The organism is Okeania sp. SIO2C9, from assembly GCF_010672455.1.
GTDB lineage: Bacteria > Cyanobacteriota > Cyanobacteriia > Cyanobacteriales > Microcoleaceae > Okeania.
This window is the reverse complement of the sequence record NZ_JAAHGO010000019.1, coordinates 101,245-127,833: the sequence shown is the minus strand read 5'-3', so window position 1 is coordinate 127,833 and position 26,589 is coordinate 101,245. Positions and strand designations below refer to the sequence as shown.

The window sequence follows — 26,589 nt, the reverse complement described above, 5'->3', positions numbered from 1 at the left end:
CTCAGGCTCTTTGTTGCATTACAGCTTGTAATTGCATTTGAGCCATTTGCATTTGTTGTTGAATATGATCTCGATACTCAATTAAGTTTTCATTATTTGTCCCCATAGTTTCGGCTGAAATTATTGCCGATCAAGTTACCCAAAAAATATCCCTAATTCCATCTACAAGATGTCCAAAGAAGATTTTTTTTCCAGGTAAGTATTTGGTCATTTATATGAGTTTTCAATTTAATTCACTCCACCGTAATAGACACATAATAGATAGGCAGCAGCAACTACACCTCTGAACAACCTCTCCCACATCTCTTTTCCGGTTTCGTTGGCCTCTATGTTAACACAAATTTTTTATTTTGCCGATACCAACAAGCCTACTTACTATCGGGAATTTTCCAGGCGATGACCCGAATGAATATCGGGAACTGTTGGAAAATGTTGGGAATTATTTGGAAATGTGGGGTAAAATAAAACTTAACATTACAATCTTTGTGTCGGCGTTCCCTCATCGAAAAACAAGAAAATCTTTACAGTGTGCCACCTGTAGTCAGGGAATATTACAGAGAGAGTAAAGCAAAGCTCAAATGGAGAGCTAGGCAAACGCTAACGCAACCTACTGGATTGAGACGCTTTCTTAATATGCTGTAATATGTTGTAGGAACGTTCCATGGAACGTCCCTACTCTTCTTATTTCTTTTACTTTTTGTTAAATGTTTATTCCCTCTTCCCTTTCCCTTCTTCCCTCTTCCTTCTTGCTTCTTCCTTCTTCCACAGAAACTTGGACATTTATCTTCGTAACAATTTCCTTGATGCTCTACCTATACATTGGATGGCGATCGCGAGTCCAGGATAGTAAAGGATTTTTCGTCGCTGATCGAGGTGTTCCTGCAATTGCTAATGGTGCTGCCACAGCAGCGGACTTTATGTCTGCAGTTTCATTTATTTCTATAGCAGGAGCAGTGTCAATTTTAGGTTATGATGGTTCTTATTATGTAGCAGCAGCAACAGGAGGTTACATACTCTTGGGATTGCTCCTTGCCCCATATCTGCGTAAGTTTGGCAAATATACCTTACCAGATTTTATAGGCGATCGCTACTACTCTAATATTGCTCGTATCGTTGCGGTTATTGCTGCCCTCATTATATCCATAACTTTTGTTGTCGGACAAATGCGGGGTGTTGGTATTGTCTTCAGTCGATTTTTGCAAGTCCCCATTGAAGTTGGTGTAGTCATCGGTATGGTTATAGTTGCCTTCTTCGCGATATTAGGAGGAATGAAAGGCATTACTTGGACTCAAGTTGCCCAATACTTTATACTTATTGTTGCTTACTTAACACCAGCTATTGCCATTTGTAATATTCTGACAAATATTCCGGTTCCAGAATTAGCTTTTACCTTTGGCGATATTGTCGAAAAACTGAATCAAGTTCAGGTTGACTTAGGTTTTCCAGAATATACTGCTGCCTTCACCCAAAAAACTATGTTGGATGTTCTATTCATAACTATTTCCGGCATGGTGGGTCTTGCTAGTTTACCCCACGTTATTGTTCGGTTCTATACTGTGCCTAATGTGACAGCAGCTAGATATTCTGTAGCTTGGGCGTTATTATTTATTGCTATTTTTTCCACAACTGTTCCTGCTTTAGCTGCTTCTGCGCGATACAACTTAATTGATAATTTACACAACAAAACTATAGAGGAGGTGCAACAGTTAGACTGGGCGACAAAATGGCAAAATACAGGTTTGTTAGAATTCACCGATAAAAATAACGACGGTCGTTTGCAATTTACCCCAGATACAGAGACTAATGAAATCATTCTTGACCCGGATATTATTACTCTCTCTACTCCAGAAGTAGCAAAACTAGCTCCTTGGGTAATAGCATTAGTGGCAGCAGGAGGATTAGCTGCTGCTTTGTCTACAGCATCGGGTTTGTTATTAGTAATTTCTAGTGTCATTGCCCACGATATTTATTACCGCCTCATTAACCCAGAAGCATCAGAGTCACAAAGATTAATGTTGGGCAGAATAATGGTAGTATTGGCGATCGCCTTTGCTGGTTATTTCGGCATTAACCCCCCTGGTTTTGTGATTGAGATAGCAACTTTGGGAGTTGGTGTCGCTGCTGCTACTTTTTTTCCAGCAATTATTTTGGGAGTGTTTGACAAACGCACTAACCGGGAAGGAGCAATAAGTGGTATGATAGTAGGTTTGGTGTTTACAAGTATCTATATCATTGGTGTAAGATTCTATGGAATGCCGACATGGTTTTTGGGTTTGTCCGATCAGGGTATCGGTACAGTAGGAATGTTATTGAATTTTGTTGTGACTTTGGTAGTGTCTCGGATGACAGTTCCTCCACCATTAGAAATACAAGAGATGGTGGGAGAGTTGCGATCGCCTTTAGATGCACCTGCTCCAATTAGGGATATTGGGGAGGAAGAGTTGGATTAATATTCTTTTGGGAGCATGGTTATCAGTTAAACTGTATTCTATGGATGAGATGACGGAAATGCAAGCTAGAGATGGCATAAAGACCGATCAGCAGTAATATCATGTCCAGATGATTAAGTATCAGGACTTACGCAAGGGCACTACATATAGTGTTAATCTTTAAGGCTCTCTGTACATTAGCGATCTAAAACTAGGTTCCCCTTGGCGATCGCCTGAACCACAAAAAAATTATTATCAACTGAAAAATTTGATTGATATTTATGTAAATTATATGGTATACTAATTAACTATAAAATTAATTCTTTCTGAATATTTTTAATGGACTTTAACTATATAAAATATTGTCAGTATTTAATAAGTAGTCAGGAAAATTACACTCTCACAAATCTTGCAGAGCATCTGGAAAAAGTTAGCCACGATCAAATTAATCGTTATTTGAACAGTGTTGAAACACGGAACATAAATTTTGTGGCAGAATGTACGGAAGGAAATTGTAAAGACTGAAGATGGTTATTTAATTTTTGATGATACAGTTATTAATAAAAAATATTCTCAAAAAATTGAGATTGTCCGGCGTCAGTATAGTGGTAACGAACATAAGGTGGTACGTGGAATAAGAATAGTTAATTGCTTATACTTTAATCCCCAAATAGAACGATTATGGATAATAGATTATCGTATTTATAACCCAGAAAGTGATGAAAAAAGTAAAATAGATAATGTAACAGAAATGATGATTGATGTGGCAAACAAGAAGAAAATACCAGTAAAAAAAGTATGAATGGATAGCAGGTATGCAACAAAAAGACTCATGGCCTTAATAGATAATTTAGGTAAAACTTACTATTTTCCGTTAAAAATTAATCGTTTTAATCGTTTAGTAGATGATACTGGGGGTGTAAAAAAATATCAAAAACTGGAAGAATTAACAGGTCGTAAGTCGGAATTAAGAACGGGAAAAATTATCAAGATTAAGGGGTTTCCACGAGACAAAAAAGCGAGTGCGTAATTCTGAGGTTTCCTCAGAATGTAAGACGCACTCAAGACAGTGAAATTGTTTTGGGCTACTGTTTCCTCCAACAGAACAGAATATATTGTCACTAATGACTTGAAGCAATCTTCTACAGATGACGTAGAATTTGAGTCACAAACTAGATGGAAAATAGAATAATTTCACAGATAAATTAAGCAATTCACAGGACTTGAATTTTGCAAATTTCGTCGTGCAAAAATTCAAATAAATCATATTGCTTGTGCGATGTTAGTCTGGAATCATTTGAAAAAAATAGCAAATATTCTGGGAAAAACTATATATCAATTGAAACATCAATTATTATCCAAATATAAGCGTATCTGAACTCAAATATCCGACAATTAAAATGACAGTTGTTTAAGTTTTTATGGAATTGAATAGAATCAGCAAGGCTAGGCGATAGCTTAAAAAATCATAGCGATCGCCTAAATTAGTAGGCGCTATATGTAGTGTCTTTGCGTAAGTCCTGAGTATAATAAAAATGTTTTCCTCTCAATGTTGAAGAAATATCCCAAATTTCTACTCCTATCAAGTCTTCCCTCTTAAATTTACACCTACCACCTACCACTTAAAAACTGTATTATCACTAATTAAGCGGACATGATATAAGTCAAGCAATAGTAATATTTTGACTCGGGAAAATTTTAACATCACCATAACCCCTAGAGTAAATTAGAACTCTGGGGGTTATGATGATTAATTGGTAGTGCAGAGTGCAAAGTGTGGGATAGGTCATTTCAGTTATCAGTTATCAGTTATCAGTTATCAGTACCTCTGCAATAAGGAGGCTTGAAATCTGAAATATTCTCTTTTTTTATCCCCTTAAAAGGGGAGGCGCATACCCAGAATTTTTCGGTAAATAGATCATTCCCACTCCAGGGTGCGATCGCCACCCCTGCTCTTTGTGCAGCAGTATTTTCCTTGCGACTATGAACCCAAATCCAATTGAAATAACTAACCACTAACCTTACCGTTATCTCAGTTTGTTCCCAGACTTTCCCAAATTTATTCTGGGGTGCGATGCCATCGACCTGTTTGCTGGCGGAAAATTCCATTGCTTCTCTCTAATATCATGTTCGGACGGGTCAGTTATAAATAAAATTTAAGGACTGACGGTACCAAAGAAATACTGAAATTATCAATACTATTCTCCAATATTTCCTATTTTTCTCCTTTTTTTCTCCTTTTTTTCCTCCTGACTCCTGACTTACCCTCCCAGGAGGGGAGGGGTTAGGGGTGGGTTGACTCCTGAGGACTCACAAAATTTATTTATAAGTATTCAACCGTTAGCGTAGCTCCCCCGGAGGGGGAACATGATATTATATCATGTCCGGATCAGAGCGTGATCAAAAAACTTTCTCTTCATTTATAGCTTAAAATTCCCTCCTCATAACTCATTACTCATAACTCATAACTCATTACTCCTCCATTTTTATTTATAACTATTCAACCGGACATGATATAACTGCTGCGTTTGCTCCTTGCCTATAATATGATTTACCTCTGGAGGGAGAACTCGCTCAGATCCTCCCCAGTCATCCCTATGCCATTGTTTACAGTCTGTTTTACCTTCCGTGTTAACGATAACTTCTTCTATGAACTGGTCTGTATGTTTACCAACTCTTGCTGTGAGAATTAGCCCACTTGATCAAGCTTGGGTCATACCAATCCCACAGTCACCTTCTATCAATTCATTTGTCTGACAGTTTTTTTGTGTCTTGAGTGCGTCTTACATTCTGGGGAGACCCCACCAATTAGCACTCACTTTTTTTGAACAAATGACCAAAACTCATCACTACTAATCTGTGAGGTTTGGATATTTTCTACATTGGCATTATGAATCATCTGTCCTTTTTGAGAGGCTGCTCTCACCACACTGACTACTGTATTATAGGCCAGATTCACGCTCTCGACTAATTCCTCTTAAACTACTACCCTCGACATGAGCTTGCAAAACCATCCGCATTTGTTCAGGCTGAACCTGTCTACGATAGTATAGAGTGTCGAAGGTGTAACTGTTTGCGCAACATTCCGAAGGAAAAGTTTGCAAGCATTCAGGACAATAATATCGTTGACTTCCTTTGCTCGTCTTTCCATGATACCCGAGTTTTGTGATGGCCACATAGAGGATATTCCATAAGAATTAAAAGTATTAAGGGACAATAGTTATATGACCATTCCCACACTTTCGCACAGGCACAACCATTAAATCTTTGTCATAACCAAAACCCTGTAGGGGCGTTAGCGGAATGAAAACCGCTGTAATATAGAATCCGGTTATATAGTATATGTTCATTATTCAATCTCCCCATCTCCCCATCTCCCCATCTCCCCCAACAATACAATTAAGTATTCAACTGGATTTGATATTACTCGTTACTCCTTACTCGTTACTCCTTACTCGTTACTCCTTACTCGTTACTCCTCAGTAATACGATAACTAATTACCCGGATTCTATATAAGTCCCACTAACTATACTACCAGACATGATATGATTACTGATTGTAAGCTGGAAACTTACAAAGTACAATTCTAGTTCATTCCTCTATAGAGGTGATTTTGCGTTGGCGTAGCAAGTGTGGCAGCTATATCGTCACCTTCATCCAAGCCTCACAATAGAGTAACTTGAGCCTAACTAACCAGTGCTTGTAAAGCCTCCCTAAGTTCATTAACCGTCGTAGTTGCAGTGCCAAATATACGCACCACCAGACTAGCAGCCAAATTTCCTAAAACAGAAGCCTCCCAACTAGAAGCACCCATACTCAAAGCCAAAGTCAAAGCAGCAACAACCGTATCACCAGCACCAGTAACATCAAAAACATCTGTCCGGTTAAAAGCTGGAATATGCCAACAGTAAATCGGAGTATCACCAGTACCAGAAAGAATAAAAGAAGGTGAAGGATAATTAGAAGTATTTACGCGGTCAAACAAACTCATCCCCTCGTCGCCACGAGTAATCAAAATTTGCTCTGCATCTGTTAACCTCAATAAGTCAGACCCTGCCTGATATAGAGTATCAGAATTAGTAATAGCATATCCTACTGCTTTCTCCGCTTCAGGAAGATTAGGAGTAAATAGAGTAGCACCCTTGTAACGTTGTAAATCTTTCTGAGTATCTACTATAGTTCTTTGTGGATGAGATATAGCCGCCTCTATCACTGGTGTCGTCAAAACACCATCTCCATAGTCTGAGCAAATTACTGCATCTACCGTAGCAATTTGTCGTTGAATATACTCTGCCAATTGCAATTGCAAATCAACTTCTGGCAGATCGTCAGATTTTCGATCTATCCTAACAATTTGTTGAGTTACAGACTGACGAGCATGACCAGAAATTCTAGTTTTAGTTACCGTCGGGCGATTTGGATCGACTAAAATTCCAGCAGTATCAACTTTAGCTGTTTCAAAAATATGACGCAGTGCTTTACCTTGCTCATCTTTTCCTAACAAACCTACAACCTTAACTTGAGCGCCCAACTTAGCAAAATTATAAACCGCATTAGCTCCCCCACCAGGTACTTGCTCCGTAGTTTCGTGACGCAGAATTAATACAGGTGCTTCACGAGAAATGCGCTCCACCTGACCAGTCATAAATTCATCTAGGGTTAAATCTCCCACCACTAAAACCTCAACTTGAGAAAAACCTGCGAGTAAATCAAATAGTCTAGGTGTAGCAGCTTTTAGTTGAGTAAGAAATTCTGAATCTAATACCATAATTTGTTTTTCTTTGAGTCAAAGAGTTATACCATTTTTATAAATGTTTGCTACAAATGCTTAAGGTGTTTTTAGTAGTAAGTTAGGGGAACCGTCGGATTGGCGACGTACAGTAGCCAGTAGTCAGGAGGAATCAAATCTTTTCTTTTAGTCAAAATATATATTAAAATAATTTAGCAGCATAACGCATGTTGTATTTATAATATTCTTTTTTCAAACTGGTATTTGGGGGTTGCACATTATGGAATGATATTGCCAAAAATTAGTTTAGACTTTGGCTAAAAAAAACCTAATATTAATCATTCTAGCAATTGACTAATCCAAAATCCAATTCCATCAAAAATCTAAAATCATTTGTCACTGTGCAACGCCGGTATTTGGGGAGAAAAAATTAGTCAAATTATTGAAGTACAGACCAATAAATATCTCCAGAAAAGAGAGAGTAGGTAGTAGGGGGAAATAATTGATAATTTCTGTGCATTGAAGAAGGAGACAGGAGACAGGAGACAGGAGACAGGAGGAAAATTACATGGGGATAGTCAACGACCTGCCGCTCCGCGTCTACGCTCCCCCAAGTAATTTTGAACACCCCCGTTGACGGTGGGGTATTAAACCCACAAAGAAAATGATAATTGACTTTATTTTTGATTATCGGATATGTTTAATAGACTTGTCGCTTTATAACTTAAAAAATCCCCAAAAACCTTGTTCTGTAAGGATTCTAGATATTATAAATTCAAAATGGTTAGAATTATTGCTCTGTCTAGGTTCGAGCGATTTTTTCCTCTATTTAGCGACAACTCTAATCTTAATAAATTATATCAAGTCCGTTTAATTGCACATAGCTCCAATTTATACCCATAGAGAATAGGGAATATGGAATAGGCAATAGGGAATAGTAAAATTTCTAGCAATACTAAACGTTTCAGGGTGTATCATTCTTGTACGAGCGTTAGCGGAAGCTCTGCACCAGCAAACGGCCGTTTGCCTCTGCTGACTACTGACTATTAAATTGAAGTGAGGTTGTTCAACCGGATTTGATATTATCCCCAGAATATATCAATATTCCAGGGGAAAAAAAATATCAGAATAATCAATAACCAATGTTTAATGACTGATTTTACTACTTCAACTTTTGTTTGATAATAGTCACAAGTTGAGCCATTTGTTTTTTCAAAGCTGCAATTTCAGCTTGCATTTTCTTAACTTGAGCTTGCAACGCTTGAATATCGCCAGAACTTCCCCCCAAAGCAGCAACTTCCATTTGCTCACTCGGGCGTTTTTTGGCCAAATCAAAGGCAGATTTAATGGCTGCAGTTAATTCTTTTTTCTCAAAAGGTTTTTCTAGAAAAGCAAAAAAATGTTTCTCAAAAGGTTCAGGAATTTTATCTGTTACCTCTTCTTTACGACCTGACATTAATACCAATGGAATCTTCTTTAGTTGAGGCTGGGATTGAATTTTTTGGAACACTTCCCAACCCGTAACTTTTGGTAGTAGAAAGTCCAACATAATTAAGTTAGGGCGTTCCTTAATAATAAATTTCAGTCCCTCTTGGCCGTCCTTTGCCTCTATAACATTAAAGTTTCCTTTGGGAAGCATTTCTTTGACTCTTACCCTAATAACTTTACTATCATCAATAACTAAAATTTTGTGTCCTGCCACGACTAGCTCCTCCAGTTATGAGTTAGTGTTTTCAAATTAATCTTATCTATATTCCTATAATCAGCCATAAAGATCGCTAAATCATGGCTTCTACATTTATCTGTTCTAATATAAAAGCGCACAAAATTGTTATTTTTAACTTTTTATGGCTACAAAAAATGGTCAATCAATATCAACTCAGGTCAATACTGCTGAGATGAAAGCCCAAATTCAGAGTATGCCAAAGTGGCTGCGTCCTTCTTTGGGAAAAGCTAGTGATATTTCTACTGTACAGAAAATTATAAAGCAGCGTCAGCTCCATACCATCTGTGAAGAAGGTCGCTGTCCTAACCGAGGCGAATGTTATGCCCAGAAGACAGCTACTTTTTTATTGATGGGTCCTACTTGTACACGGTCTTGTGCTTTTTGTCAAGTGGATAAGGGTCATGCTCCGATGCCTTTAGACCCAGAGGAACCAGAAAAAGTAGCTGAGGCTGTGGAATTGTTAGGTTTGGAGTATGTGGTATTGACTTCTGTTGCTAGGGATGATTTGCCAGATGGCGGTGCTAGTTGGTTTGTCGCAACAATGACAGCTATTAGACAACGGAACCCAGGAGCGAAGATTGAGGTTTTGACTGCTGATTTTTGGGGTGGTCAAGATAGACTTGGGGTTGAGAAGTTATCTGTTTCTCTAGCTGAAAGGCAAAAGCAGCGGATAAAGATAGTTATAGATGCTGAACCTGCTTGCTATAACCATAATATTGAAACAGTACGACGGTTACAAGGCCCTGTGCGCCGTGGGGCAAAATATGAGCGATCCCTTGATTTACTAAGGATTGTTAAGGAGTTAAACTCTAATATTCCTACTAAGTCAGGGCTAATGTTGGGACATGGAGAAACGAAAACTGAAATAGTTGAGGCAATGGCAGATTTGAGAAGAGTAGGATGCGATCGCATTACTTTGGGCCAATATATGCGACCTTCTCTAGCCCATTTGCCTGTACAAAAATATTGGACACCAGAAGAGTTTGAGGACCTTGGAGCGATCGCTCAACAAATGAGTTTTTCTCATGTGCGTTCTGGCCCTCTAGTACGTAGTTCTTATCATGCTGGAGAAAATATTTAAATCAAGAAGGGAAAAGAGAACAGATAAATTCCTCAAAATACATCCTGTGTAACGTTAATATTGTGAAGCAATAGAAGAGTTGAGGATTCCAATAATAAGGAAAGCGCTTCCCCTTTATATTTTCAGACCGGATCTTCCAGTCCCCTGCTCGAAGGAGTTTATTGATCTTCCCTGAAGTTCTATATCTTTAGATGTTTGTATGATATTGAATCAATTGCATGATAATATTCTCTTGATCCCAATATAAATATGGAGAATAAATTTAGATGAAATATTCTTTTCGTGCAAGTTGGGCTTTAGTACTGTTGGCCATCAACTTGCTTGTTGCAGGCTACTATTTCGGTATTATCCAGTAGTCTTCAGACTTTTACTTAACAAATCTGTGCCACTCTTAAGGATTCTCTATTCTTGAAGAGTGGCACTACAAAGATATTTTTACCGAAAAATTGGGTTTAAAGCCTCGCCCTTGTAGGGCGACTTTTTATTTTATGTGCAAGTGAATTGAATATGTGGTACAGTTTTATTAGTTGCCGAGGGGCACTTGGAAACTCTAAACGGACGTGGAGGGAAGCGTTAGACTACCGCCAAGGAAGCAGCACCCTGTGAAGCGTCAACCCGCCGAGGAGCTACGGCTCAGTAGGAATCCCCGTGCCTTTAGGCCGGGGAGGATGTCAAATATATAACGCTACGCAAATACGCTCTTGACATTCTCTGTTCCCTCACAGGAGTAGTCATTCCCTCTCTTGGTTGGCACTCCCATGGCGACTAAACCTAACCTGGTTCCGACGGCTTGCCTCTGCCGCACCCAGCGTGGTCGCACCCCTGTTCCCTGTTCCCTTACAACCCAAATTTATTGTACTAGTGTCTAGTTGCAAAAATTAGTAATATTATTTTTGAGTTTACTTCGTTTGAGTTTAGGTGAGTTTAGGCTTTTTTCATTCTTCTAATAAATATATTAACTTAAACTTATACAATTAGACACTAGACTGACACAGCTAAAACTGTGCACTCTTATTTTTGTTTCTAGGTGTCTTTATCTCCCCATCTCTCCATCTCCCCATCTCCCCATCTCCCCATCCAACACACCATTTTAGCTGTTTCGGTCCAGTACTCAAAAAAAGACGTAATACTATATTTTAATAATTAATGTAAATTTGAGATAAGGGATTTGCAACTTAATAAAGTACCAATTATTAGTGTAGAAAAAGGCTCGTGGCTGTCATTGCGAGGCGCTGATATTAGACTCAACCTCAATCGGGAATAGTTAAGCTAGCCGAAGCAATCTCTACTCTATAGATTAGCTGGTAGTCTATTTTTTTGCTAGTCCCTAAGCTGAAACTTGTATTTCTTCATTGCCTGAAAAGCTGATTCTGTTATTCTCTCCTAATAATTAACCCCAAAAAAAATATTAATTACACTGAACTAGAATTAACTATGATCGCCACTTATTAACGAAGTCAGAAGTCAGAAGTCAGAAGCGGTGCGACCCCGCGACGACGCCAGCTCGCTTGCGGAACGCTGACCAAGAGAGGGAATGCGCACTCCTGTGAGTCAGAAGTTATTTTTGTAACGGGGATTTGAGCCCCGCTCCATAAATATTTCGCCTTAAAAGGGGGGGGGTTGTGCGACCCATATTATTTTGATAATTCAGATTTACCGAAAAATTGTGGGTATGCGCCTCCCCTTTTAAGGGGATAATAAGCGGTCGAGGGATGGCGAGGTCAAAGGAGCCATATCCAATCGACTCCTGTGAAGAAAAATTTTCATGAATTTGTCAATCCTCTTCTTTCAAGGAGAGGTAATTATTCATTATTCATTATTAATTGTTGAAGTCCTATAGTTACAATATTTTGAGTTCCGCTTCTAAAATAATTCTCACTACTTTCAGAATCGACTAATTTATCTTCAAGAAGCATATCCTAAAAATAAAAAATCATAACTCTATCCACAAGATTTATCTCGCCACTCAACCTCTAATAAACTTAATAACCTTTCATCTCCTTTAGCTTTAGCTATTAAGCGTCGCCATTGTAATATATCGCATATATTTGTTGTACATACCTGAGATATATTTTTTGGTTCAACCTGTTTTTCTTTTACTATTTGAACAACATTAATAGTTTGTTTTTCCTGAGCTAACTCATCATCTCTAGCGCAACACAGCTTTTTAGAAGGATGCTGAGGTATGGGAATATGTTTAACGTAAGGATAAGTCCACCCTTGGCCTCTATGTTGTCCCCTGTCTTCCTCCACTGCTTCCCCCATCATCATATTAATAGTAGGAAGCTCTTGTCGATTACACTGATAGTCATTATTTAGTTTCATATTATTTAGACCCTGTTATAAAAATATTTTTTTATTTCTGTATCTATTTTTACATTTTACTCAAAAATATTCTAAATTTTGACAAAAATTTACCTAGTGCAGAATGGCGGAAATAACTGACCAGTTACAAAATCCTAAAAGCCTTACCAATCAATACTTCTGACTTCTGACTTCTGACTTGGTGACTTCCGCGTAGCGGCACTAGGGCTTGCTTATACAAGTCTTTTGCTGAGGGTAGGAGTCATAAGTCAGGTGTCATACAGCGCTTTTCAAATTGATGAACCACATCTTCACACATCAAACCTTGTAGGGACGTTCCATGGAACGTCCCTACTGTAGTCTACCCAAATGAAAACCGCTGTAAGTCAGGAAGAATAGGATTTATAGAGGAGGTAGTCGGAAAAATAGTCTTTTAATTTTTCTGTCCTAGTGAGCCTTTTATGCTAACTTTTTGAACATTTTTGACCTCACTTCTGGCACTTTTTCCAGCCCTACAAATTCTAAAAGCTTTATCTGTCAATGATTTTAGATTTAATCAGCAAGCCCTAACCCTACCTAATATCATATTTTGCAAAGCGCAAAACGCCTAGTTCACACTGCTTGTATCTGTTGCCGACGCTGGGTCGCGTCGCTGTCCTCTATTTTTTTAGTGACAGAAATAACTGACAAATAGCAACAAATAGTGTACCAAAATAATTCTTATGACAAAATTTGTCTTGAATTCTGACTGCTGTACGTTGCGAATTTGATGGTTGCTAGACATACTTCATCAGGCTCTATTATTGAGTTTTTCTATTCTATAATATTGGAAGAATTATTGTCCATAATTTATCCTAACAATGGGCAATTATAATTAATTTATTTTTGTAAAAAATTAGCTTACTATTATATGTTGACAAAATAGCCAAGTATTATTTAAGATAGAATTATAGACACATAAATAAACAAATACGGCCAAAAAAAATATATATAAACTTAAGGTAGATTTTATGAAAAGAATCATCAAAAATCAATCTACTTCTGCTCATCCATTGGGTAGATTTGTAACTAGAGACGCATTAGCATTTCATTTAGGAATTAAATCAGATAATATCTACAAAATAAACTGTTGGAAATACGTGATCCATGTGGTAGGAAAAGGTAAAAGCAGGTTTGTGAGTTATGCCGATATGCCACCTGTTTTGGGGGTAGAAAAACCAAGAAAATCAGATTTTACTAAATGGAGAAAACGAATCAAGGCTAGAAAGCAAAAGTATGTCCCCAAGTTTTGGGCACAATTTTATGTTGAAAAAATTCAGAAATCTAATTCTATTTCAATATTAAATAATTGGGAAAATTTAGTTAAACAATTCAAGTCATTAATATCATTAGAAGGAGTAAAAAAAATCGATCTTGCTTTGATTAAAAAAAAGTCTAAATTAGAAAAATTAGTGTATCATAGTTAGTCAAGATAACTACGATTGAATATTGATTACAATCTGACGATTGTCACATTTGAGTAAGATATAAATCGTATTTATTTTAGTAATATGACTTAAAAGTAAGACGGCGATCGCACAGTAAGCATTCAGCAGTCAGCTATCAGCTATCAGCTATTAATTCACTGCCTTTATAGCAGGAATTAGTATTCAGAAGTTTAAGGATAATTCAAAGTATTGAAAAAACAACTAACCTTGACCAAAACAAGTGTATATTCATAATTTATGAAACAGCTAAAAGCTGAATGCGAGCTATCTGAATACTTACATCGCACAAGTCTTAAATTCTATAAAGTGGAAGGAATAAAACTAGAAAATTAAGCTCAATTTGTAACGGGGATTTGAGTAAGCCTCCAAAAACATTTCGTGTTAAAAGTTTAACGGCAGTTATATCCTACTAGATATGGTATTTATGCGTAAGTTCTGTGAGTACTAATAGACATCTGTTTAATCATGGATAATTGATAATTGATAATTGATAATTACCTCTCCCTAATAAGGAAGAGGATTGAATAAAAGGAAAATTTTTTCTTGTTTTTCCTTTAAAGGAGAGGATTTTTACCTTAATTATTCGATAAAAATTAAAAATCAAATCAATTATTTCTCCCTGTTGCCTGTTGCCTGTTGCCTCTTTTCTGGAGATGTCAAATATTTACCAGTAAAGCAACATTGACTCCCAAAATTGACCAAATTGCCTCACAATAAAAGATAGATATAGTCAAGGAATAAGGAGTAGACCATGCGACTACTACACACAATGCTGCGAGTCAAAAACCTAGAAGAATCTCTCAAATTCTACTGCGATGTCCTCGGTATGAAACTATTGCGCCAAAAAGACTATCCAGGTGGTGAATTTACTCTAGCCTTTGTTGGTTATGGCGATGAGTCAGACCACACAGTACTCGAATTAACATATAACTGGGGCCAAGATCGATACGACTTGGGTGATGCTTATGGCCATATTGCTTTGGGCGTTGATGATATTTATGGCACTTGCGAACAAATAAAAGCACAGGGAGGAAAAGTGACCAGAGAACCAGGGCCAATGAAACATGGTTCCACAGTTATTGCCTTCATTGAAGACCCAAATGGCTATAAAGTCGAACTAATTCAATTAAGCTCTCGTAGTAGCAATTCAGAAAAAGAAGTTGCAGCTAGCACTCATTGAAGAAGGTAGAAGGCAGAAAGGAAAATTGCTTATGGATAGTCAACGATTGGCCACGACCTGTCTTATGACCCTAAACAATTTTCGGCATTGCTGAAATGTAATGGTAAGTAGCTGAAGGTAAAATTGAAAAACTTATGTTTTGCGTTGATACTTAATCTAAAAATCATTACCATTCAGCAACGCCTGTTGGCGTAATGTCGGGGGTTGTTTTAAATCTAGATAAGTCCCACTCAAGCAGTAAACCTCGCATCGGCGCAGTTTGGGAATCTCCCGTTATATAGAATCCGGTTGAATAGTTATTGTATAGTTGGGAGCAGGGGAGTAGGGGAGTGGGGGAGCGGGGGAGATTAAATATTGAAGTAATTATAGAATTATCAACATATAGTATATAACCGGATTCTATATTAAATCAAAGATTATAAGGGGAGAGAATGTCAACTTCATTCTTGACTTTAAAGACAGCAAGGTTAAACATAAAAAATGGCGGGAGGAAAGTTCCCGGAAGATTTATCCCCTGGTTGAATAACGACGCGCGGGTAATAAAGCGGCGTAAAAGTCTGGTATACTAGAAATAGCAAGTAAGAACAAGGTTTGTCGCCATGACCTCTAGCTAGTGCGGTGAAATTCCGGCGGACAGGAGACGGGGAATTAATTTCTTACGACGGCTCAAAGCAAGCAGGCAGCTAGAGCAGCGAGAAGATTGCTCCAACATATTGAGTAAAACCACTCGTGAAAGCTAAAAAAAGTAGACTCACAGCTAGATTTCGGTCTATGTCGAGGAGTTTAGAAGTCTGTTGACAGGCTTTAAGCAAATGTGGATTCATCCCATTTGCGGTGGATTAACCACGGAATCCAGGGTGTTTCAACCCCTGGAGATGTCAACTACCCTATAAATAGTTTTATAGGAAAACATTTAAAATAGTCCAAATGCAGCCAACCGACCCAAGCAAATTTACAGAACAAGCCTGGGATGCTATAGTAAAATCCCAGGATGTTGCCCGACGTTACCAAAACCAACAACTAGAAGTAGAACATCTAATCATTGCTCTTTTAGAACAACAGGGGACAGGCAACAAAATTTTAAACCGCGTTGGTATAGAATCAGAAAATCTACTCCAACAAATAGACTCTTTCGCTAAACGCCAACCCAAAGTGGGTAGCATCGAACATCTCTATCTAGGACGTAGTCTGGAAATTTTTCTAGACCTAGCTGATGAAGCAAGAGAACAATGGGAAGACAAATTTATTGCCGTCGAACATCTCCTACTCGCCTTTTACCAAGACAAACGTCTTGGCAATAAACTCCTCAGTGGAGGTACTCCCCAACTACCAACTCGCCCTGGTTTTGAGCGCCTCCAAACCTCACCCAAAGTTGAATTTGAACAACTAGAAGCAGCAATTAAAGCAGTTCGTGGTAGTACCAAGGTCGAAGACCAAAACCCAGAAGCTAGTTATGACGCTTTGGCAAAATATGGGCGCGACCTGACAGAGTTAGCTAAAGCAGGCAAACTTGACCCTGTTATTGGTAGAGATGAAGAAATTCGGCGCGTGGTTAGTTGTTTATCCCGTCGGACAAAAAATAATCCTGTACTTATTGGAGAACCAGGAGTTGGAAAAACGGCGATCGCTGAAGGTTTAGCTCAACGCATTGTTAATGGTGATGTACCAGAATCTCTCAAAGAACGACAACTTATTGGTCTTGACATGGGAAGTCTCATTGCAGGGGCAAAGTTTAGAGGGGAATTTGAAGAAAGACTCAGATCGGTTTTGCGAGAAGTAACCAACTCTGACGGTCAAATTGTTCTATTTATCGACGAACTACATACTGTTGTTGGTGCAGGTTCTAGTGGCGGTACGGGTTCGGGTGTAGATGCAGGTAATCTCCTCAAACCAATGCTTGCTCGTGGAGAATTGCGTTGTATTGGTGCAACAACTATTGATGAATATCGCAAACATATAGAAAAAGATGCTGCTCTGGAACGTCGGTTTCAAAAAGTAGAGGTTGGTCAACCAAGTGTAGAGGATACTATTTCTATTTTACGAGGGTTAAAAGACCGTTACGAAACTCACCACGGGGTAAAAATTACTGATGCTGCTTTGGTAGCTGCTGCAACTCTTTCTAACCGTTATATTTCGGACCGCTTTTTGCCAGATAAGGCGATCGACTTGGTAGATGAAGCTGCTGCTCAACTAAAAATGGAAATTACTTCTAAACCTGAAGAACTAGAAGCTATTGACAGACGCATTATGCAGTTGGAAATGGAGAAACTTTCCATCGAGGGAGAGTTGCAAAGCAGCAAAAAAGATCAAAATTCTGAACCTACCCTACCTGCGAAAGTTTCTCCAGCATTGCAACGCATCACAAATGAAATTAATGTCTTGAAGCAAAAGCAGGAAAAATTTTCCTCTAAATGGTCTGGGGAAAAAGAATTGTTAAATACAATTAATTCTCTCAAAGCAGAAGAGGATAAATTAAAAGTACAAATAGAACAAGCAGAACGAGCTTATGACCTGAATACCGCAGCTCAATTAAAATATGGCCAACTCGAAACTGTACATCGCGATCGCGAAGCTAAGGAAGCAGAATTATTAAAGGTTCAAGCTCAAGGTTCGTCTCTTCTCCGGGAACAAGTTACGGATGCTGATATTGCAACTATCGTTGCTAAGTGGACTGGTATTCCGGTAAATCGTTTATTGGAGTCGGAACGCCAGAAGTTACTACAGTTGGAAAAACATTTACATCAACGGGTAATTGGGCAGTCGGAAGCTGTGGAAGCTGTGGCGGCAGCTATTAGACGTGCTAGAGCAGGGATGAAAGACCCAGGGCGACCCATTGGTTCGTTTATGTTTTTGGGTCCAACTGGAGTCGGTAAAACAGAATTGGCGCGAGCTTTGGCACAGTTTTTGTTTGACCGGGATGATGCTTTGGTGCGGATTGATATGTCTGAATATATGGAGAAACACGCCGTTTCTAGGTTAGTAGGGGCACCGCCTGGATATGTTGGTTATGACCAAGGGGGTCAGTTATCGGAGGCAGTGAGGCGACATCCTTATTCTGTGCTGCTGTTTGATGAAGTTGAGAAGGCACACCCGGATGTATTTAATATATTGTTGCAGGTATTGGATGATGGTAGGATTACTGATTCTCAGGGGCGGGTAGTTGATTTTAGTAATACTGTGATTGTAATGACGAGTAATATTGGTGGTGAGTATATTTTGGATGTGGCGGGGGATGATTCTAAGTATGAGGAGATGTATAAACGGGTGATGGGAGGGTTGCGAAAACATTTTCGACCGGAGTTTTTAAACAGGGTGGATGAGATTATATTGTTCCATACTTTAAGGAAGAGTGAATTACGGCAAATTGTGGAGATTCAAGTGAAGAGAATTGAACGATTATTAGGAGAACAAAAGATTAGTTTGACATTAACTGCTGCGACTTTAGACCACATTGCTGAAGTGGGATATGACCCTGTTTATGGAGCGCGACCTTTGAAACGAGCAATTCAAAAAGAATTAGAAAATCCTCTGGCAAATTTGATTTTAGAGAATAAGTTTGTTGGTGGGGATGTTGTGGTAATTGATTGTGTAGATGGTGGTTTAGTGTTTGGGAAAAAAGAGGAATTAGAATTAGTAAAAAAATAATTTGATAAGAGTGCGAGCTTCTAGCTCGCCAGTCAAAATTATCTTAATGTTGGCAGAAGACCCGAACCATAATTTTAATTTGGTGCCGGGATGAATGCCAACCTCTGCTGCTATAATAGTATTGATCTTGGTTTAGTGTTAGTCATAAGTCTAAAACATTGAAAGCTAGATATAAATACAGAATCTACCCTAATCATATTCAAACAACCAAATTAAATCAACTATTTGGGTGTTGCCGATATGTTTGGAATCAGTCATTAGCTCACTGCAATAAATTGTACGCTAAAGGGGATAAAAAACCTTCATATACCGATCTAACTAAACAGTTCATAACAAGCGCCAAGAAAGAATTAATTTGGTTAAAAGATGTAGCTTCTACTCCACTACAACAGTCTCTCAAAGATTTAGACCAGGCATATAAGAATTTCTTTGATAGTTGTAAAGGTAAACGTAAAAGTATCAAGGCCAAGCCTCCTAAGTTTAAATCTAGAAAATCTAGACAAGCTGCAAGATTTGTCGGGGCTAATTACAAAGTTTGTCAAGATAAAATCTATCTACCAAAAGTAGGTAAAATTAAAATAGTTTGGTCAAGGCCATTAGCTAGTCAGCCTACTTCTGTAACTATTATCAAAGATTCAGCTAATAGATATTTTGCTAGCTTTGTAGTGGAAACTAATTCGGAATTTATGCCTAAAACTAATAATTCAATTGGCATTGATTTAGGCATTTCTACATTTGCAACTTTGAGCAATGGAGACAAGATTAATGCACCAAAACCACTCCAGAAAAAATTCAAAAAGTTAGCTAAGTTTCAACGTAAGTTTGCTCGTACTGAAGTAGGTAGTAAACGTCGAGAAAAGGCACGGGTTAGAGTAGCTAAACTTTCCTACGGAATGCTGCGCAAACATGCAAAAATCCAAGAAATTAGAACTGATTTTCTTCATAAACTCTCAACTAATTTAGTCAGTAAATACGACACTATTGTGTTAGAAGATTTGAATGTTTCTGGCATGGTTTCCTACGGAATGCTTCGCAAACGTAATCATAAATTAGCTAAAGCTATTAACGATCTAGGTTGGAGACAATTCAGAACATTAACTGAATCTAAATGTGATAAATATGGTAAAGAGTTTAGAGTAATTAATCGTTGGGAACCTACTACTAGAAAATGTTCTCATTGTGGGTTTAAAGGTGGTAAGAAGGAACTAAATGTTTCCTGCGGAATGCTGCGCAAACGTGAGTGGACTTGTCTTAATTGTGGAACATTCCACGACCGTGATATCAATGCTGCTGTAAATATTCTGAATACTCCAATAATTGAAACAGTAACTCAACGGATAACCAAAGTTGAAACTATTAAGGCTGAAGTATTGGAAACACCTGTACAGCTCTCAATTTTTGAAGTAGTCGCCGAGGGTCAACGGTCGATTATTTATCGGACACGGAGGAGACGTAAGGCTGGTTCTAAATCAGCAGATTCCAACGATGTGTCAACCCGCCCTGAGTTTAAGCAACTTCGGTTGTTTTGATGGATGGGAATCCCGCATTGCGTTACTCTGATTTGATGCCGGGAGGATGTCAATAGGCAAAAGTGTTAATGAAGAAAAATATGATAATTTTTTATATGAGGTAAACCAACTTGGCAACTGGAGAAAATCCTCTGGCAAATTTGATTTTAGAGAATAAGTTTGTTGGTGGGGATATTGTGGTAATTAATTGTTTAGATGGTGGTTTGGTGTTTGGGAAAAAAGAGGAAAAGGAATTTAACACAGGTCCGGATAATCTTTGGTGTATTTCTCAGAATGATTATTTTATCTTTGAGTGTAAAAGTAAAGTTGAAGACTCACGCAACGAAATAACCAAAACTGAAACAGGTCAGATGAATAACCACTGCGGTTGGTTTGACAAAGAATACAAAACAGACCAAGTAAAAAGGATATTAATTATTCCAACAAAAGATGTTTCCCATCAAGGAAACTTTACTCATCATGTTGAGATTATGAGAAAAGGAAAACTCAAACTTTTGAGAGATCACGTAAAGTCTTTTTTTAAAGAGTTTAAAGATTATCAGCTTGATGAAATTAGTGATTCTAAGATTCAAGAATGGATTCAATTTCATAAGCTGGATATTGAATCTTTAAAAAGTCAGTATTCTGAGAACTATTATCAAAAATAATAAAAAATGGAAAAAGCAAAGTTATGAAAAACGTTATGCATGATAGCCCGATTTGGTATCACCTGTTTGTAGCAAACGTTTGTCATGCTTGGTATAAGTAACTATGCAACAGATAATTACACATCCTGGCAATTATCTGTTGCATGAATGCCTTCCTCAATTAGGAAACTCTTTAATAGTCCTACTTTTTATAATATATAGAATTAATATATTATTGTTTCTCTCTGTTTTTGTTTATTTCTTTTTCCTACTTCTTTACGGTTACTATTACGATATGATTTTATCGCCCTTGGTATTATATTAAAACCGCTTAGGTAGTGAAATCCGAATCAGATGTTTGGTGCAATCCCTGTTTAAAAAAAAGACTCAATAAATCACAATCATTAAATAGTATTGAGCAGTAAGTCTAGATGTGAATGGCCAGAATATTTCTCTGATTTTATATCTATCAAGAGATAACGAACCTGGATAACTACCTAAATGCTCAAGTAAAATTAATTCCCATAGATAAAATAGATAAAGATTATGAGTACAACCCTAGAGAAAGGTAAAATCAGTATCCATACTGAAAATATATTTCCAATTATCAAAAAATCTCTCTATACTGACCATGAAATTTTCTTAAGAGAATTAGTTTCTAATGGTGTAGATGCCATTGCTAAACTTAAAATGGTGGCTCGAACTGGAGAATATAGTGGTGATGTTACTAATCCAGAAATAGAAATTAAAATAGACAAAGAAAATCAAACTCTCTCCATTACTGATAATGGAATAGGGATGACCGCCGATGAGATTAAAAAATATATTAATCAAGTTGCTTTTTCCAGTGCTGAAGAATTCATAGAAAAATATAAAGGGGGTGATGAGGACGCAATTATTGGTCACTTTGGTTTGGGCTTTTACTCCTCCTTTATGGTGGCTAAAAAAGTAGAAATTGATACCCTTTCCTATCAAGAAGGTGCAGAAGCTGTTCATTGGAGTTGTGACGGTTCTCCAGAATTTGAAATATCAGATTCTCCCCGCACAGAAAGAGGTACAACTATTACCTTAACTCTCCAAGATGAAGAACAAGAATATCTTGAAACTACTCGCATTAAACAGTTGATTAAAACCTACTGTGATTTTATGCCAGTAGCAATAAAATTTGAAGATGAAGTAGTAAATAAACACAAAGCAATCTGGCGAGAATCTACTCAAAATGTTACTCAAGAAGACTATCTAGAACTATATCGTCATCTTTATCCTTTCCAAGAAGAGCCTCTATTATGGGTGCATCTCAATACTGACTATCCTTTTATTGTTAATGGAATTCTTTATTTTCCTAAACTAAAGCCAGATGTAGATGTCACTCAAGGTAATATCAAACTATTCTGTAATCAAGTATTTGTCACCGACCATTGTGAAGAAATTATTCCTAAATTTTTAATGCCTTTACGAGGAGTAATTGATAGTACAGATATTCCTCTCAACGTCTCTCGTAGTTCCCTATTAAGTAATCGAACTGTTAGAAGAATCGCCGATTATATAGCAAAAAAAGTAGGCGATCGCCTGAAAGAAATTTATCGCGATGAAAAAGATAAATATATCAGTTGTTGGCAAGATGTAGGTACATTTGTTAAGTTTGGTGCCTTGAATGACGATAAGTTTAAAAAGCAAGTAGAAGATATCATAATTTTCCGCACTACAGCCAAATTTAATCAAACCGAAACAACTGAAACTGAAGCAAAACCGGCAGTAGAAGTACAAGCAGAAGGAGAAGATGTTTGGCAAGAAGTAACTCCAGAAAATTCTGATGCTAAAAACACTGATGAACAAGGTTTTTATTACACCACTCTCAAAGAATATTTAGAACGTAATAAAGAACGCCATGAAAACCGTGTCTATTATTGTACTGAACCTGCTTCCCAAGCAACTTATGTAGAACTGCACAAAAACCAAGGATTAGAAGTTTTATTCCTCGACTCTTTCATCGATACTCACTTTATTAGTTTTCTAGAAAGAGAATATCAAGATGTTAAATTTTCTCGAGTAGATTCTGATTTAGATGAGACATTAATCGACCAAGAAAATCAATCTGAAATAGTCGATCCAGCTACCAATAAAACTCGCAGCGAACAAATTAAAGAATTATTTGAAAAAGCGCTGAATAAACCCAAGATCAATGTCAAGGCCCAAGCATTAAAATCAGAAGATGCCAAAACTACCCCACCAGCAATGGTATTGTTGCCAGAGGCCATGCGAAGATTGAGAGATATGACTGCTATGTTGCAGCAGGAAAAAGCAGAATTTCCAGAAGACCATGTTTTAGTGGTAAATACAGCTCACCCACTAATTCAGAATCTGGCCAATCTCAGTCAAGGTAGTATTATTCAGGGTAGTGGAGAATCTCCTTCAGCAGAATTAGCCAAACAAATCTGCCATCATGTTTATGATTTAGCTTTAATGGCACAAAAAGGTTTTGATGCTGAGGGTATGAAAGAATTTGTCGAAAGGTCTAATCAGGTCTTGACTCAGTTAACTGAAAAAGTAATTTGATCAAATTAACTTGAACAGGACTTACGCAAATACAGTATATATAGCAACAACTAATCTAGGCGATCGCTCGATCTATGATAGTGATCGCCTCCAAGTTTTTAGCATTATCAAATCTTCCTAAAAAAAAGTTAATTTTTCACTTCATGTATCAGCAATAAAATTCAAACTACGCTGAATTTTATTGCTGCATATTTGAGTTCATTGATTGACATGCTCCCGACGTTGCGCATAGCGCGACAACGCGGGATTCTTACATTATGAAAAAAATGACCGCTGCGCGCGTGTGAGGTGATGTCCTCCTCCTATGTTAACCTTGAAGATAACATGCATACCTCCTAGCTTGTCAAGGGTATAGGAAGGTTTTATTTGTGGAGGTATCCGACTATTGGCCCTGGCTTGACCATCCCTCCGCTCCCCTAATAGCTACCGCTAGGCTCCGCCAACGGGAGAGCGCGTGACTTCCCTGGCGGGAAGTTAAATAATTTGATCATAATTCCTGTTTGATTTGATCAATAGTTTTTCCCATTTTCTTGGCTTTACCTTTTAAATTGTTCACTCGCCAGCATGGCACAGGCAATATGGTTTTTTTGAATTTTTGCTCTACGACATTGGCCAAATTCAAGGGAGCATTAATCGACGTAATTCCATTGGGTTCATTGCAGGATGGCATACTACTAATAAGCTGGTATTACCCGAAGGTATTGACCTATTTTTTCTGCCTCATTCACCTGAACGACAACCGGCAGAACGTTTGTGGCCTTTAACTAATGAAGCGATACTGCTGACGCAACGCTCCGCGAACGCTAACCACTCACCAGAAAACTTAGATGAAGCTCGAACATCTGCTGGTCTATCGCTGCCAGAAAATTATGGAGCAGCAGGAATTTGTTCGGGGGTTAACCTGTTTTCACGCTGTGGCCTCAAACTAGAAATGCTTAATCATCACGCTATCATCCGGACATGATATTACACTTTTGTGGTTCACTCATATGAAAAGCGCTGTAAAACAAGCGACTTACGACGTCGCACGAATCAGGGAAATCCTTTACCTAAAGATTTCATGTCAAAAAATTCTCTATCTAAAGTTTTTAAAGTTTGTTGTAAAACTTGAGCATTAACTGACTTTAATTTAGTAGCAGTAGCTCACGCTTACGGTGCCAATGGCCACTATTCTCTCCGGTCAAAGACCATTGAGGCTACTTTTTCAGTTGTTGATTGATTGACTCGCTCCCTCGTTACAACCTGCTGTCTAACAGCTGGAAACAGACTGTAATTGGTATACCAAGCTACCTTTTCAGCATACTACCATTTAACTGAAGCGTCCATTAGATATTGGGCTTTTACCATGCTTGAGAGGGTTTTGTGTCTCTATGTTCCCTGATGATCACACATTTTTTTTGACTACGGATTAAAATCCGTCGAGTCGTTTCCATCCAGCCGTTCAAACTGGTATTTTTTGCACTGACCTAATTTTGACGATGATTACTATTAAAACTAACTCGATCCATAATGTATACTAAATAAGCTATAAATATTTGTATATAATTGTGGCATCGTTTGCGGAGCATTCTGTAGGAAACCATAATTATATATCCATCATTCATCCAGACACTAAATCATAGATTATTGTGCTGGCCTTCTGATGGCAAAATGTAAAAAAAATCTAGGTAGACAAATCATGGGTCGTAAATGTCAATTGACTGGAAAGAAAGCTAATAATGCCTATGCAGTTTCCCACTCCCATATCCGCACCCACAAGTTACAGCAAGTAAATCTCCAATGGAAAAGAGTTTGGTGGCCTCAAGGTAATCGTTGGGTGAAACTGCGATTATCGACTAAAGCAATTAAAACTTTAGAAAACAAAGGTATACAAGCTATGGCCAAGGCCACTGGCATTAACTTGAATAAGTGCTGATATATTTTTCTTCATACTACTCTTATTTAGCCCTGTTATCATCAACTGTAGCACAGGGCTATTTATTTATTTTTTTCTGATTTTTTCCTGATTCTTTTTGCTGGAGCTGTATTTATTAATTTGATGGTTTTGTTTAAGCCTACGAATTCAAGGAGTCTGAGTATAAAATTTTCAGCGAGGGTCTACTGATTAAGTAATTAGGTTTTTAGATTAGTTTGTATAAACCAACCTCTAAATCCGTATTTTTCCGTAGAAAATTTGGTAATATATCAGTAAGTTACGAAACAATATCGTTATATCGTTGCTTAATTAGGAAAATATTAGCTATATATTAACATAGCAAGGTTTATAAAAAAAGTAAATTATTATGACTAACTTTACTATCGCAATTCCTACTTATAACGGAGCTGAACGATTACCATTAGTTCTAGACAAATTACGTGCTCAAATCGGAGTAGAAGGACTATCTTGGGAAATTATTGTTGTAGATAATAAAAGCACAGACAATACAAAAAAAATAATTAGTAGATATCAAGAAAACTGGTCGGATAAAATCCCATTAAAATACTGTTATGAAGCACAACAAGGTGCAGGATTCGCCAGAAAAAAAGCAGTAAAAGTAGCAAATTCTCCTTTAATTGGTTTCCTAGATGATGATAATATTCCTGCACATAATTGGGTGGCAGCAGCTTATGAATTTGCTCAAAAATATCCAAAAGCAGGAGCTTATGCTAGTCAAATTCATGGAGATTTTTCTGGAGAACTACCACCTAATTTTGACCGAATTAAATCATTTTTTGCCATCACAGAAAGAGGAGAGGAACCATTATTATATCAGCCTGCAATTAAGGTAATACCTCCTTCCGCTGGATTAGTAGTTCGTCGGGAAGCATGGTTAGAAAGTGTTCCAGAGCAATGCATATTAAGTGGTAGAGTACCAGGTTCAATGTTAACAGGTGAAGATACAGAAACTATTAGTTATATTCAAAAAGCAGGCTGGGAAATTTGGTATAATCCAGCAATGGAAGTAATTCACAAAATTCCTCAACATCGAACACAAAAAGATTATCTAATTAAATTTTTCCGTGGTATTGGTTTGAGTCGTTATGTTACTCGAATGTTAGGAGTTAAACCATGGTTAAAACCATTGGCTTTTTTAGCTTATACTGCAAATGATAGTCGGAAAATTATCCGTCATTTACTCAAATATGGTTTGAAGTTACGAACAGATGTAGTGGCAGCTTGTGAGTTGGAATTATATATCAATAGTTTGAAAAGTCCTTTCTATTTGTGGAGAAATGGCTATTTGAATAAAGTTGAATCAGACTATACTTCAGTAGTAAAATCTCAAATAGGTTTCAGTGGTATTGATTGTCGGTAA

Annotated in this window: 15 protein-coding genes and 4 pseudogenes; 13 read left to right on the top strand and 6 right to left on the bottom strand. The window is 37.6% G+C overall.

Features of this window, described 5'->3' with window-relative positions; all coding sequences use genetic code 11:
• Positions 1-704: 704 nt before the first annotated feature.
• On the top strand, positions 705-2,450 hold the full coding sequence (locus tag F6K23_RS17345) for a sodium:solute symporter family protein (RefSeq protein ID WP_293157991.1): 1,746 nt from the start codon (positions 705-707) through the stop codon (positions 2,448-2,450).
• A 318-nt stretch (positions 2,451-2,768) separates the two neighbouring features.
• Positions 2,769-3,844 (top strand): annotated as a pseudogene (locus F6K23_RS17340) (transposase).
• 499 nt (positions 3,845-4,343) lie between these two features.
• On the opposite strand, the pseudogene F6K23_RS17335 reads toward F6K23_RS17340, so the two are convergent.
• The 5 genes and pseudogenes from F6K23_RS17335 to F6K23_RS17315 all read right to left on the bottom strand — a co-directional run.
• Positions 4,344-4,551, bottom strand: a pseudogene (locus F6K23_RS17335) (IS1 family transposase); the annotation flags it as partial.
• A 394-nt stretch (positions 4,552-4,945) separates the two neighbouring features.
• A pseudogene (locus F6K23_RS42875) lies at positions 4,946-5,621 on the bottom strand (hypothetical protein); the annotation flags it as partial.
• A gap of 78 nt (positions 5,622-5,699) precedes the next feature.
• On the bottom strand, positions 5,700-5,828 hold the full coding sequence (locus F6K23_RS17325; RefSeq protein WP_293157985.1) for a hypothetical protein: 129 nt from the start codon (positions 5,826-5,828) through the stop codon (positions 5,700-5,702).
• Between the two features lie 287 nt (positions 5,829-6,115).
• A complete protein-coding gene (locus tag F6K23_RS17320; protein WP_293157982.1) occupies positions 6,116-7,198 on the bottom strand; it encodes a bifunctional heptose 7-phosphate kinase/heptose 1-phosphate adenyltransferase in 1,083 nt (360 codons plus the stop codon).
• Positions 7,199-8,321: 1,123 nt separating this feature from the next.
• Entirely contained in the window at positions 8,322-8,861 is a 540-nt protein-coding gene (locus tag F6K23_RS17315) for a PleD family two-component system response regulator (RefSeq protein WP_293157979.1), read from the bottom strand.
• A 145-nt stretch (positions 8,862-9,006) separates the two neighbouring features.
• On the opposite strand from F6K23_RS17315, the gene lipA reads away from it, so the two are divergent.
• Together lipA and psaX are read left to right on the top strand one after the other, a co-directional pair.
• Positions 9,007-9,966, top strand: coding sequence for a lipoyl synthase (lipA, locus tag F6K23_RS17310; RefSeq protein WP_293157976.1), 960 nt, complete (start codon positions 9,007-9,009; stop codon positions 9,964-9,966).
• A gap of 266 nt (positions 9,967-10,232) precedes the next feature.
• Positions 10,233-10,322: a photosystem I protein PsaX gene (gene psaX, locus F6K23_RS17305; protein WP_293157973.1), complete on the top strand. Its 90-nt coding sequence runs from the start codon at positions 10,233-10,235 to the stop codon at positions 10,320-10,322.
• A 1,585-nt stretch (positions 10,323-11,907) separates the two neighbouring features.
• Here psaX and F6K23_RS17300 read toward each other — a convergent pair.
• Positions 11,908-12,291 carry a hypothetical protein gene (locus tag F6K23_RS17300; RefSeq protein ID WP_293157970.1) on the bottom strand — a complete coding sequence of 128 codons (384 nt, stop codon included), beginning with the start codon at positions 12,289-12,291 and terminating at the stop codon, positions 11,908-11,910.
• A 989-nt stretch (positions 12,292-13,280) separates the two neighbouring features.
• On the opposite strand from F6K23_RS17300, the gene F6K23_RS17295 reads away from it, so the two are divergent.
• The 9 genes and pseudogenes from F6K23_RS17295 (at position 13,281) to hpsE (ending at position 26,589) form a co-directional block, all read left to right on the top strand.
• A complete protein-coding gene (locus F6K23_RS17295; RefSeq protein ID WP_293157967.1) occupies positions 13,281-13,736 on the top strand; it encodes a hypothetical protein in 456 nt (151 codons plus the stop codon).
• 772 nt (positions 13,737-14,508) lie between these two features.
• On the top strand, positions 14,509-14,937 hold the full coding sequence (gene gloA / locus F6K23_RS17290) for a lactoylglutathione lyase (RefSeq protein ID WP_293157965.1): 429 nt from the start codon (positions 14,509-14,511) through the stop codon (positions 14,935-14,937).
• 927 nt (positions 14,938-15,864) lie between these two features.
• Positions 15,865-18,582: an ATP-dependent chaperone ClpB gene (clpB, locus tag F6K23_RS17285; protein WP_293157962.1), complete on the top strand. Its 2,718-nt coding sequence runs from the start codon at positions 15,865-15,867 to the stop codon at positions 18,580-18,582.
• 158 nt (positions 18,583-18,740) lie between these two features.
• Positions 18,741-20,111 carry an RNA-guided endonuclease TnpB family protein gene (locus F6K23_RS17280; protein ID WP_293157959.1) on the top strand — a complete coding sequence of 457 codons (1,371 nt, stop codon included), beginning with the start codon at positions 18,741-18,743 and terminating at the stop codon, positions 20,109-20,111.
• 110 nt (positions 20,112-20,221) lie between these two features.
• Positions 20,222-20,758: a hypothetical protein gene (locus tag F6K23_RS17275; RefSeq protein WP_293157956.1), complete on the top strand. Its 537-nt coding sequence runs from the start codon at positions 20,222-20,224 to the stop codon at positions 20,756-20,758.
• 525 nt (positions 20,759-21,283) lie between these two features.
• The gene (gene htpG / locus F6K23_RS17270) at positions 21,284-23,293 is read left to right on the top strand and encodes a molecular chaperone HtpG (protein ID WP_293157953.1); all 2,010 of its coding nucleotides are present in this window, start codon (positions 21,284-21,286) and stop codon (positions 23,291-23,293) included.
• A 658-nt stretch (positions 23,294-23,951) separates the two neighbouring features.
• Positions 23,952-24,222 (top strand): annotated as a pseudogene (locus F6K23_RS17265) (hypothetical protein); the annotation flags it as partial.
• A gap of 749 nt (positions 24,223-24,971) precedes the next feature.
• The gene (gene rpmB, locus F6K23_RS17260; protein ID WP_293158056.1) at positions 24,972-25,208 is read left to right on the top strand and encodes a 50S ribosomal protein L28; all 237 of its coding nucleotides are present in this window, start codon (positions 24,972-24,974) and stop codon (positions 25,206-25,208) included.
• A gap of 367 nt (positions 25,209-25,575) precedes the next feature.
• Positions 25,576-26,589, top strand: a complete 1,014-nt coding sequence (gene hpsE / locus F6K23_RS17255) for a hormogonium polysaccharide biosynthesis glycosyltransferase HpsE (protein WP_293157950.1) — start codon at positions 25,576-25,578, stop codon at positions 26,587-26,589.

Excerpts from the sequence above, each read along its gene's own strand:
- F6K23_RS17345 (WP_293157991.1), top strand. The coding sequence starts at position 705 with ATGTTTATTCCCTCTTCCCTTTCCCTTCTTCCCTCTTCCTTCTTGCTT.
- F6K23_RS17320 (WP_293157982.1), bottom strand. The coding sequence starts at position 7,198 with ATGGTATTAGATTCAGAATTTCTTACTCAACTAAAAGCTGCTACACCT.
- lipA (WP_293157976.1), top strand. The coding sequence starts at position 9,007 with ATGGCTACAAAAAATGGTCAATCAATATCAACTCAGGTCAATACTGCT.
- psaX (WP_293157973.1), top strand. The coding sequence starts at position 10,233 with ATGAAATATTCTTTTCGTGCAAGTTGGGCTTTAGTACTGTTGGCCATC.
- F6K23_RS17300 (WP_293157970.1), bottom strand. The coding sequence starts at position 12,291 with ATGAAACTAAATAATGACTATCAGTGTAATCGACAAGAGCTTCCTACT.
- F6K23_RS17295 (WP_293157967.1), top strand. The coding sequence starts at position 13,281 with ATGAAAAGAATCATCAAAAATCAATCTACTTCTGCTCATCCATTGGGT.
- gloA (WP_293157965.1), top strand. The coding sequence starts at position 14,509 with ATGCGACTACTACACACAATGCTGCGAGTCAAAAACCTAGAAGAATCT.
- clpB (WP_293157962.1), top strand. The coding sequence starts at position 15,865 with ATGCAGCCAACCGACCCAAGCAAATTTACAGAACAAGCCTGGGATGCT.
- htpG (WP_293157953.1), top strand. The coding sequence starts at position 21,284 with ATGAGTACAACCCTAGAGAAAGGTAAAATCAGTATCCATACTGAAAAT.
- rpmB (WP_293158056.1), top strand. The coding sequence starts at position 24,972 with ATGGGTCGTAAATGTCAATTGACTGGAAAGAAAGCTAATAATGCCTAT.
- hpsE (WP_293157950.1), top strand. The coding sequence starts at position 25,576 with ATGACTAACTTTACTATCGCAATTCCTACTTATAACGGAGCTGAACGA.